This window comes from Pandoraea sp. B-6 (assembly GCF_000282835.1).
Lineage (GTDB): Bacteria > Pseudomonadota > Gammaproteobacteria > Burkholderiales > Burkholderiaceae > Pandoraea > Pandoraea cepalis.
Genome location: NZ_KB290494.1, coordinates 8153 through 17472, shown reverse-complemented (window position 1 = coordinate 17472; position 9320 = coordinate 8153). Strand labels below are relative to the sequence as shown.

10 protein-coding genes are annotated in these 9320 nt (G+C 65.4%); 5 read left to right on the top strand and 5 right to left on the bottom strand.

Features of this window, described 5'->3' with window-relative positions:
* Positions 1-413: glycosyltransferase (locus tag A985_RS26910; RefSeq protein ID WP_198288649.1), on the bottom strand; the 413-nt coding region annotated here is incomplete at its 3' end.
* Between the two features lie 4 nt (positions 414-417).
* Positions 418-1635, bottom strand: a complete 1218-nt coding sequence (locus A985_RS24130; protein ID WP_017232125.1) for an oligosaccharide flippase family protein — start codon at positions 1633-1635, stop codon at positions 418-420.
* Positions 1636-1992: 357 nt separating this feature from the next.
* Here A985_RS24130 and A985_RS0104015 point away from each other — a divergent pair, with 357 nt between their 5' ends.
* From A985_RS0104015 to waaA, 4 genes are all read left to right on the top strand, one after another.
* The gene (locus A985_RS0104015; protein WP_017232124.1) at positions 1993-3390 is read left to right on the top strand and encodes a phosphomannomutase/phosphoglucomutase; all 1398 of its coding nucleotides are present in this window, start codon (positions 1993-1995) and stop codon (positions 3388-3390) included.
* A 252-nt stretch (positions 3391-3642) separates the two neighbouring features.
* Entirely contained in the window at positions 3643-4611 is a 969-nt protein-coding gene (gene waaC / locus A985_RS0104010) for a lipopolysaccharide heptosyltransferase I (RefSeq protein WP_232424512.1), read from the top strand.
* A 5-nt stretch (positions 4612-4616) separates the two neighbouring features.
* Complete coding sequence (locus tag A985_RS0104005) at positions 4617-5504, top strand: Kdo hydroxylase family protein (protein ID WP_026131630.1); 888 nt, start codon at positions 4617-4619, stop codon at positions 5502-5504.
* A 3-nt stretch (positions 5505-5507) separates the two neighbouring features.
* On the top strand, positions 5508-6815 hold the full coding sequence (gene waaA, locus A985_RS24125; protein ID WP_051060062.1) for a lipid IV(A) 3-deoxy-D-manno-octulosonic acid transferase: 1308 nt from the start codon (positions 5508-5510) through the stop codon (positions 6813-6815).
* A 12-nt stretch (positions 6816-6827) separates the two neighbouring features.
* Here the strand turns inward: waaA and A985_RS0103995 are convergent, their stop codons facing one another.
* Genes A985_RS0103995 through A985_RS24120 form a run of 3 tightly spaced genes read right to left on the bottom strand, consistent with a single transcriptional unit; the run spans position 6828 to position 8600 of the window.
* Positions 6828-7151, bottom strand: coding sequence for a rhodanese-like domain-containing protein (locus tag A985_RS0103995; protein ID WP_017232120.1), 324 nt, complete (start codon positions 7149-7151; stop codon positions 6828-6830).
* Positions 7152-7184: 33 nt separating this feature from the next.
* On the bottom strand, positions 7185-7853 hold the full coding sequence (locus A985_RS0103990) for a protein-L-isoaspartate O-methyltransferase (RefSeq protein WP_026131629.1): 669 nt from the start codon (positions 7851-7853) through the stop codon (positions 7185-7187).
* Positions 7854-7913: 60 nt separating this feature from the next.
* Positions 7914-8600: a TetR/AcrR family transcriptional regulator gene (locus A985_RS24120; protein WP_017232118.1), complete on the bottom strand. Its 687-nt coding sequence runs from the start codon at positions 8598-8600 to the stop codon at positions 7914-7916.
* A 98-nt stretch (positions 8601-8698) separates the two neighbouring features.
* Here A985_RS24120 and A985_RS28430 point away from each other — a divergent pair.
* A partial coding sequence (locus A985_RS28430; protein ID WP_198288647.1) for an SDR family NAD(P)-dependent oxidoreductase occupies positions 8699-9320 on the top strand: 622 nt, incomplete at its 3' end.

Below are 9320 nucleotides of genomic sequence, written 5' to 3'. Positions count from 1 at the left end.
CGGGCGCGTCGGCCGAGGTCGCTGGCATAGGTGCTGTGCTCCCAGGCGATGCGTTGCAGCGGCAGTCCGATCGTGGCGGGCACGGTGTAGAGCGCGAGCATCGGGTCGACGTCGATCAGCACATCGATGGCTTGCTCGCGCACGTAGCGCCGCACCTGCCGAACGATGGACATGTAGTGATGCTTGAACGCCAAGCGCTCGGCGAACATCGCGTGGTGCGCGACACCGGGCGCCAACGGGAAGACGGGCGTATGGCCCCACAACGACAGCACGTGCACGCGATGCCCGCGCGCCGCAAGCGCGTTCGCGAGCGTGGCCGTCGCGCGTTCGGCGCCGGCGAAGGCCGCGAGCGTACCCGTGAACAGGCAGAGGGTACGGTCGACGTGGTTGTTCGGGGAATGAGACGGCGTCATCGCATCAGTCTCGCCGGAGCAACCAGACGCCGAGCACCAGCGCGGCCGCATACCCCGCGCCGTAGCCAAATGCGCCGGCGAGCGCTCCGAAATGCGGGGCCAGGCCGCGCACGACTGTAAAGGCCACCACGGCCGCACATAGCCACTTCGCGATGACCCAGCGTCCGGCGCCGCGACGAATCAGCGTGAGGTTCAGGGCGGCGTCGGCGAACACCAGAATCCCCATGAGCGCCGAGACGCGAAGAATTTGCGCCGACTCCGCGAACCCGGCGCCATAGATCAGGTGCACGATCCAGGGCGCCAGCAGCGCTATCGGCATCGCCAGGCAAGCGCCGGCGGCGACCATCAGCCACACGGCACGCACGGTATTGCGTCTCGCGGTGGCGTTGTCGAACGTCTGAAAGATCAGTTGCGGCGCGAGCGAATTCGCGATGATCGGCGCCACGAGCACGAAGTTTTCCGTGATCTGCATGGCGGCGGCATACGCGCCGAGTTCCGCGAGCGGGATGAGCGGCTTGAGCACAAGCTGGTCGATACGCTTGAAGAGGATCATGAGCATCAGGCCGCCCCAGAACGTCATGCCGCTCGAGAGCAGGTCGACCAGCAACGTGCGCCGCCAGATCACAGGCGTCTTCGGCGAATGCTTGAAGTAATACCGAACCAGCAACGCGGCGGCCACGACGGCCTCGACAGCGTAGACGACCGCGAACGCGGCAACGCCCGCGTGCGTCACGAACAGGAGCGCCACGAGGGCGAGTTTGACGCCGAGCCCGCAGAGGTTGGCCGCGACGCTCGGCCGGTTGAACGTGCGTGCCTGCAACCATGCGATGACAATGCCCGCAGGCTCGCGGAACCAGAGCGCCACGCCGAGCCAGAGGGCAATGGCGACCAGCTCGGACTCGGCAAACCCGATGACGTAGATGGCCAACGCTGCGTAGGCGACGGCCGCAGCGGCCAGGCGCAGCACGAAAGCATGGGCGATGACCGTGCGTTGCTCCGCCTCGGTCTTGCCGACCAGTCGCGGCACCACGACCTCGCTGCCGCACAACAGCGTGAGGGACGCGGCGAGGAACACGAGCGATTGCGCGTACTGAAACAGGCCGAACTGCGCGGCGCCGAGACTGCGTGCCAGTAGGCCGGAGACGGCGATGCCACCGACGATCTGCGCGCCGCGCTCGGTCAGCATCCAGAGGATGTTGCGAATGATGGTGCGATAGGGCATGTGGCGCTCGCGCGGCTCACTCGTTCTCAAGTCAAGATAAGCAAAACCGGCCTCGCAAGGCCGGTGCTGGGGGCGTCACACGCTTGTCACGATGCGCGGACACTGATTGTAGGCGATCGCTGACAAGGGTTTGGAGGGAAATGCCGCAGTGCGGCGAAGTCCCGTATAATTTTAGCGTAATGCAGCCGATCCCGGCCGGTCTTCCTGCCGGGATTTCGCGTTTGCTGCGCGCTCGGCGCTGGCTTTCCGGCCGACGCCCCTCGACATTTCCGTTACGTATGGGTTCGCCCAGGCGATACGCCCGGCCCCTCGCGTCGGATGACGACTTTTTCCCTCGCTTCCGAGAGATCCTCCCCCATGACGCAAACCACGCAAGTTTCACCTGCGATTTTCAAGGCATACGACATCCGCGGTATCGTCGGCAAGACCCTGGATGCCAACGTCGCGCACCTGATCGGACGCGCGTTCGGCACGGCGGTGCGTCGCGAAGGCGGCAACGCGGTCGTGGTCGGTCGCGACGGCCGTCTGTCCGGACCCGAACTGGTCGGCGCGCTCTCAGACGGCCTGCGCGCCGCCGGTGTCGATGTGGTCGATATCGGCGTCGTCGTTACGCCGATGGTGTATTTCGCGACGAACGTCACACTGCATGGCCGCATCGTCGACTCCGGCATCATGGTCACGGGTAGCCACAACCCGCCCGACTACAACGGTTTCAAGATGGTCTTGCGCGGTCGGGCGATCTACGGCGATGCCATTCAGGACCTCGCCACGCTGATCGGCCAGCAGGACTTCGAGACGGGGCAGGGCACGTACACGGCCGACGAGATCGGTGAGTCGTATCGCGCGCGCATCGCGGGCGACGTGCATCTGGCGCGTCCGATGAAGATCGCGGTGGACTGCGGCAACGGTGTGGCGGGCGCTTACGCCCCGGCGCTGTTCCAGATGCTCGGCTGCGATGTCATCGAGCTGTTCTGCGAGGTCGACGGCACGTTCCCGAACCATCACCCGGATCCCGCCCATCCGGAGAACCTCCAGGATCTGATCCGCACGCTGCAGACGACCGATGCCGAGATCGGCCTCGCGTTCGACGGCGACGGCGACCGTCTCGGCGTAGTCACCAAGGACGGTCAGATCATCTATCCGGATCGCCAGTTGATGCTCTTCGCCGCCGAGGTGCTGAGCCGCCATCCGGGCGAGAAGATCATCTACGACGTGAAGTGCACCCGCAACCTCGCGGATTGGGTGCAAAAGCACGGCGGCGAGCCGCTGATGTGGAAGACAGGGCACTCGCTGGTCAAGGCCAAGCTCAAGGAGACGGGCGCACCGCTCGCGGGCGAGATGAGCGGCCACGTGTTCTTCAAGGACCGCTGGTACGGTTTCGACGACGGCCTGTACACGGGCGCGCGTCTGCTTGAAATCCTGTCGAAGGCAGCCGATCCGAGCGCGGTGCTCAATGCGCTGCCCAACTCGATTTCGACGCCCGAGCTGCAGATCCCGCTGGCCGAAGGCGAGAACTTCGCGTTGATCGACAAGCTGCGCGAGACCGCCAAGTTCGACGGAGCGCGGGACATCGTCAAGATCGACGGCGTGCGTGTCGAATATGCGGATGGTTTCGGTCTGGCCCGTTCGTCGAACACCACGCCGGTCGTCGTGCTGCGCTTCGAGGCCGACAGCGATGCGGCCATCGCGCGCATTCAAGACGACTTCCGCCGCGCCATCCTGGCCGTGAAACCCGACGCCAAGCTGCCGTTCTGAGGCGAGGCCTGGGGGTCCCAGCGCCGGGCAACCGGCGCGGGACGTCTTAAGGGATACCTGATGGGCGTCGAGTGGACGCCACAAGATACGCCGTAAGGGGACCGCTGCAAGAACGGCGCAATCAACGCTGTTCGGCGGGCCGGGTCGGGGTAAAATCGCGGTTTTGCTCACGAGGCCCGGCCGAACCGCCGGGGCGTGCGGTTGCAGGTTCTGATCGTCAAAGTCTCGTCGCTCGGCGACGTCGTCCATAACATGCCCGTGGTGCAGGACATTGTGCGCCACCATCCCGACGCCCAGATCGACTGGGTGGTGGAAGAGGGCTTCGTCGACCTCGTCAAACTCGTGCGCGGGGTGCGCCGGGTCATTCCTTTCGCGTTGCGCCGCTGGCGCAAGCAGCCGCTCGCCGCACGCACGTGGCAGGAGATCGGCGCCTTTCGCCGCGCCTTGCGCGAAACCCCTTACGACTACGTGATCGACACGCAGGGTCTGATCAAGACTGGCTGGATCGCGCGCACGGCACGCGGCGCCGTGTGGGGGTTGGGCAACCGGACCGAAGGGGCCAGCTACGAGTGGCCGGTGCGTTACCTCTACCGGCATACCGTGCGCATCGAGCCGCACACGCATGTGGTTACGCGCTCGCGGCTGCTGGTGGCCGAAGCGATGGGGTTCAAGGTAACCGACGAGATCGACTTCGGCATTGCCACCGAGCGCGCCGACCACAGCCAGTGTCCGGACTATCCGTATGCGGTGTTCGTGCACGCCACGTCGCGCGACGACAAAACGTGGCCGGAAGACGACTGGATTGCGCTGGGTCGCGATCTGGCGTCGCAAGGGTTGCGGATCGTATTGCCGTGGGGCAGTGCGGCGGAGCGCGAGGTCTCGCTGCGACTGGCCACCGCGCTGGGTGACGACGCCTGGGTGCCGCCGAAGATGAATCTGTCGCAGGTCGTTGGCCTCATCGATCGCGGCGCGATCACCGTTGGCGTGGATACGGGGCTGGTGCATATTGCCGCAGCACTGAACCGTCCCACCATCGAGTTATACAATTTCAGCACCGCGTGGCGCACCGGCGGATTCTGGTCGCCGCGCATTGTCAATCTTGGCGACGCCGCGCACAAGCCAACGCTCGCGCAAGTCCGCGACGCCGTGCGCCAGCTCGCACCGTCGCTGCGGCCTGTGCCGAGCGGCGACGGCGCGCCCCGGGAGGACCGAAGCGCATGAGCCAAATGAATGAAAGCGGCCAGATCGTTACCGTGGAATCCGGCGACTGGCAGGCAGGGCAACTGTCGGTGCCGCGCGAGACGCTGGTGGCCGATGTCGAGGCCGGCAAGGTGCTGTATTTCCCGCACCTGGCCTTCGCGATCGATGCCGCGGAGCAGCGCCTGCTCGATCCGGCCATTGCCGATCCGAAGCGCAAGAACATCAGCCTCGATCCCAAGTCCGACGTGCTGGTCGGCGTGGCCGCCGACGACAGCACGCAGCGCGCCGTCCATGCGCTGGTCAAGCGTTACTACACGCAGGCGTGCAGCCTGATCGACGGTCTGTTGCCCGAGTATCGCGGCAAGTTGCGCGCGGCGCCCACGAGCCTGCGTCTGCATCGCGTTGAAACGCGCCAGACGTCGTGGCGCAAGGACGACAGCCGACTGCACGTCGACGCCTTTCCGTCGCGCCCGAACTACGGCGAGCGCATTCTGCGCGTGTTCACCAATGTGAACCCGGCAGGGCAGCCGCGCGTCTGGCGTGTGGGCGAGCCGTTCGAAACGGTGGCCAAACGCTTCCTGCCGAAAGTGCCTACCCAATGGCCGGGCTCCGCTTGGTTGCAGAACGCGGTAGGCATCACCAAGCGTGAACGCAGCGGCTACGACCACATCATGCTGCATCTGCACGACGGCATGAAAGCCGACATGGACTACCAGCGCGACGCCGAACAGCAGACCATGCCGTTCCCGCCGGGCAGTGTGTGGATCTGCTTCTCGGACCAGACGTCGCATGCGGTGATGTCGGGCCAGTTCATGATGGAGCAGACCTTCTTCCTTCCCGCCGAAGCGATGGTGCACCCCGAGTGCTCGCCGCTGGCGGTTTTGCAACGTCTCACGCATCGGGCGCTCATCTGAATGTTGCTGCGTCTCGTCTATCGCGCGCTCTGGTGGATCGTCGCGCCGCTGGCCGTGGTGCGGCTATGGTGGCGCGGCCGCTTCGAGCCCGGATACCGTCGTCACATCGGCGAACGCTTCGGGTTTTACGACGCGCCGCCCTACACCGGTCGCCCGCTGATCTGGGTGCACGCCGTCTCCGTTGGCGAGACGCGCGCCGCGCAGCCGCTCATCGATGCACTGCTCGAGCGCTATCCATCGCACGGCATCCTGCTCACGCACATGACGCCCACCGGACGCGCGACCGGGGAGACGCTGTTCGGCGATCGCGTGCTGCGCTGCTATCTGCCGTACGACATGGTCGGGCCGATCCAACGCTTCCTGAAGCAATGGCGGCCGAGTGTCGGCGTGGTCATGGAGACGGAAGTCTGGCCGAATCTGATCTTCACCTGCCGCGAGCGCGGCGTGCCGCTGGTGCTGACCAACGCGCGGATGTCGGCGCGCTCGTTCCGGCGTGCAGCGCGCTTCGGTGAAGCGGCCAAGCCTGTCTTCGGCGGATTCAGCCGCGTGTTTGCGCAGAGCGATGCCGATGCCGAACGTTTGCGCATGCTGGGCGCGAACGACGTCGACGTGATGGGCAACCTCAAGTTCGACATGACGCCACCGCCCGCGCAGCTTGCGCTGGGGGCGCGCTGGCGCGAGCGTTTCGGCGAGCGCAAGGTCTGGCTGGCCGCGAGTACGCGCGACGGCGAGGAGTCGCTGGTGCTTCAGGCGCGCGCCATGTTGGCGGCGTCCTCGGAGGTGGGGCGGCGTTCGTTGCTGGTGCTCGTGCCGCGACATCCACAGCGCTTCGACGAGGTGGCCGAGATGCTGGATCGAGTGCGAATTCACTACGTTCGTCGCAGCACATGGGCTGACGACGACACGTCGCTGCCCGCGGATGTCGATGTGGTTCTCGGCGATTCGATGGGGGAGATGGCCGCGTATTTCTCGGCGGCGGACGTCGCGTTCATTGGCGGCAGCCTGCTGCCGCTGGGCGGTCAGAACCTGATCGAAGCCTGTGCGGCGGGCACGCCGGTCGTCTTCGGTCCGCACATGTTCAATTTCACGCAGGCCAGCGAGAACGCATTGACGGCGGGCGCCGCGCGACGGGTGAGCGACGCCGGTGACCTTGCGACGGCACTGGCCGAGTTGCTGGTCGACGACGACCGGCGGCTCGCGATGCGCACGGCCGCCATGTTGTTCGCGAAACAGCATCAGGGCGCGACCGCGCGTACCGTCACCGCGCTGGGGCGTTGGCTCGACGCGGGCCTTGCCGTCCCGCAGGACTGACGTCGCGCAGGTTCAGTAGGTCGGCATCGACGGGTCGACCTGGCGCGCCCAGGCATCGATTCCGCCGTCCAGATTGAACAGTTGGGTAAAGCCTTGTTGTTCCAGGAACATCGCGGCGCGAGCGCTGCGCATGCCGTGATGGCAGATGCACACGATCGGCGCTTCGGCGTCGAGTTCCGTCAGACGGGCGGGCACGTCGCCAAGCGGTACGTTCCGGCTCTCGGCGATGCGGCAGGTCTGCACCTCCCAATCTTCACGCACGTCGAGCAGCGTGGGTTGGCCGCGCTCCCCGTCAGCGAGCCACTGGGCCAATTGCGCCGGTGTAATGTTTTGCATGATGGTCGTGTGTCGTTTGGGTCGCGACCCGGCTCAGAACTTGAAGCTCGACGGCTTCGTCGCGACCAGATAGGCCACTTGCGTCTCGAACAGGTTTTCGCGGCGGTATTCGGTCTCGGACACGCGCGTGATGAGCACGGCTTCCATGACCGGGCTACCCCCGATGAACGCTGCCAGACGGCCGCCCACCTTGAGTTGATCGAGGAACGCCTGCGGCAGCTCGACCAGCGCGCCCGAAATGGCGATCACGTCGTAGGGCGCGGCGGCGCTCCAGCCTTGCGCGCCGTCGGCGTTGACGACTTCCACGTTGGTCACGCCATTGGCGCGCAGCGTCTGCTGGGCCGTCTGGGCGAGGTTGGCGTCGAACTCGACGCTCGTCACGTGGTGGGCATTGTAGGCCAGCAGTGCGGCCATATAGCCCGACCCCGTGCCGATTTCAAGCACGTTCTCGTGCTTCTTCGGCGCGAGCGCTTGCAGAATGCGCGCTTCCACACGCGGAAACATCATGTGCTGGCTCTTGTCGGCAATCGCTGCGCCCGGCAGCGGCAGTTCGACGTCGGTGAACGCGAGTGCGCGCTGGGCCGTCGGCACGAATTCCTCGCGCTTGACGAGCTTGAGCAGATTGAGCACTTCTTGGTCGAGCACATCCCAAGGACGGATCTGCTGCTCGATCATGTTAAAGCGGGCCTGTTCGTAATTCATTTCGATTACCGTGGGTAGTAGGCAAACACAACCCGGCATTTTACCAGTTCCGGGCGGTTGTCATGTGACTGCGTGAACTTTTGTCGCCTCGGCGTCGTCAGCCGCCCTGGCCACGCGATGCAGATAGGCGCCGCACATCGTCGCCATCTGGTCGGCGATCTGGCTGGCGAGCGTCGCATAACAGGTACCTGCGGGCGCGCGATTCTCCAGAATCGCCTTGATGGGCCCGGTCATCGAGTTCAGGAACACGAACGCGACGGTCTCGGGATCGTCGAAATGCGCGTTTTGCGCTGTTTTCAGCATAGCGACGACGGCCACGTGCATGCGCGTGGACGCCCCCGCAAACACTTCCCGCCCATCGAGATCTTCCGAGAGCCGGTACAGCGCCTGGGCTTCTTCGATGTCCGTCATCTTCGCGCCGACATACGCCTTGGCGAGCGTCTGCGCCATCGTTTCCAGCGGCTGGGCGTGCGAGGCCAGACAGGTCGCCTCCACCGTCTCGACGATCCGGTCGATGTGCCGCCCGAGCACCGCATAGAGCAGTACCTGTTTGTTCTGGAAATACTGGTACAGCGTGCCCACCGACACGCCCGCCCGTTCGGCCACACGCGTCGTGGTCAATTGACGCCCGCCATCGAGCAGCAAAACCTGAAGCGCCGCTTCGAAAATGGCGTCGATGGTGACCCGCGAACGCGCCTGCTGCGGCGTCTTACGGGGCGTTGCGGGGCCTCGGCTGTCAGCTTTCATATGCGAATGGAAAAACTGAAGGATTCTTCATAAACTCGATGCTAACAAATTTGCGTGCGGCCGGGCGCAACACAACAGGTCAATCGACGGGAGCAGGGATGAAACGGGACGCCATCGAGAATACGGTGCGCGCGGATGCCGAACGCCATCTGGGACGTGTGGCGCTGGTCACGGGCGCGACCCGGGGTATTGGGCAGGAAGTCGCGCGCGGGCTGGCCGAGGTGGGCATGACGGTGCTGGTGGGCGCGCGCGAGCCCGCGAAGGGCGACGAGGTGGTCGAGCCGTTGCGCAAGGCGGGTTTTCAGGCAGAGACGCTCGTGATCGACCTGCTGCAGCCCGAGACGTTGCATGCGGCGGCCTATCGGATTGGCCGCTACTACGGTCGACTTGACCTGCTGATAAACAACGCGGCCGTGACCGATCCGCGCGACGACGCGCCTGAGAAAGCCTCCATCGAAGCCGTCGAGCGGGTGTTCGCGACCAATTTCTTCGGCACCTTGCGCGTTACGCAAGCCATGCTGCCGTGGCTCGCGCGCTCCGCGCGGGCGCATATCGTCAATGTGTCGAGCGGCCTGGGCTCGCTGGCGCACAACAACGATCCGGCGTGGGAGCATGCGGCGTTCCGGCAGATCGGGTTCAACGCATCGAAGGCGGCCTTGAACATGCTGACGGTGCAGCTCGCGCAAACCTTGCGTGAGACGTCGATTACGGTGAATTCGG

Coding starts and splice junctions, on each gene's coding strand:
- A985_RS24130 (WP_017232125.1), bottom strand. CDS start 1,635: ATGCCCTATCGCACCATCATTCGCAACATCCTCTGGATGCTGACCGAG.
- A985_RS0104015 (WP_017232124.1), top strand. CDS start 1,993: ATGACGCAAACCACGCAAGTTTCACCTGCGATTTTCAAGGCATACGAC.
- waaC (WP_232424512.1), top strand. CDS start 3,643: ATGCCCGTGGTGCAGGACATTGTGCGCCACCATCCCGACGCCCAGATC.
- A985_RS0104005 (WP_026131630.1), top strand. CDS start 4,617: ATGAATGAAAGCGGCCAGATCGTTACCGTGGAATCCGGCGACTGGCAG.
- A985_RS0103995 (WP_017232120.1), bottom strand. CDS start 7,151: ATGCAAAACATTACACCGGCGCAATTGGCCCAGTGGCTCGCTGACGGG.
- A985_RS0103990 (WP_026131629.1), bottom strand. CDS start 7,853: ATGAATTACGAACAGGCCCGCTTTAACATGATCGAGCAGCAGATCCGT.
- A985_RS24120 (WP_017232118.1), bottom strand. CDS start 8,600: ATGAAAGCTGACAGCCGAGGCCCCGCAACGCCCCGTAAGACGCCGCAG.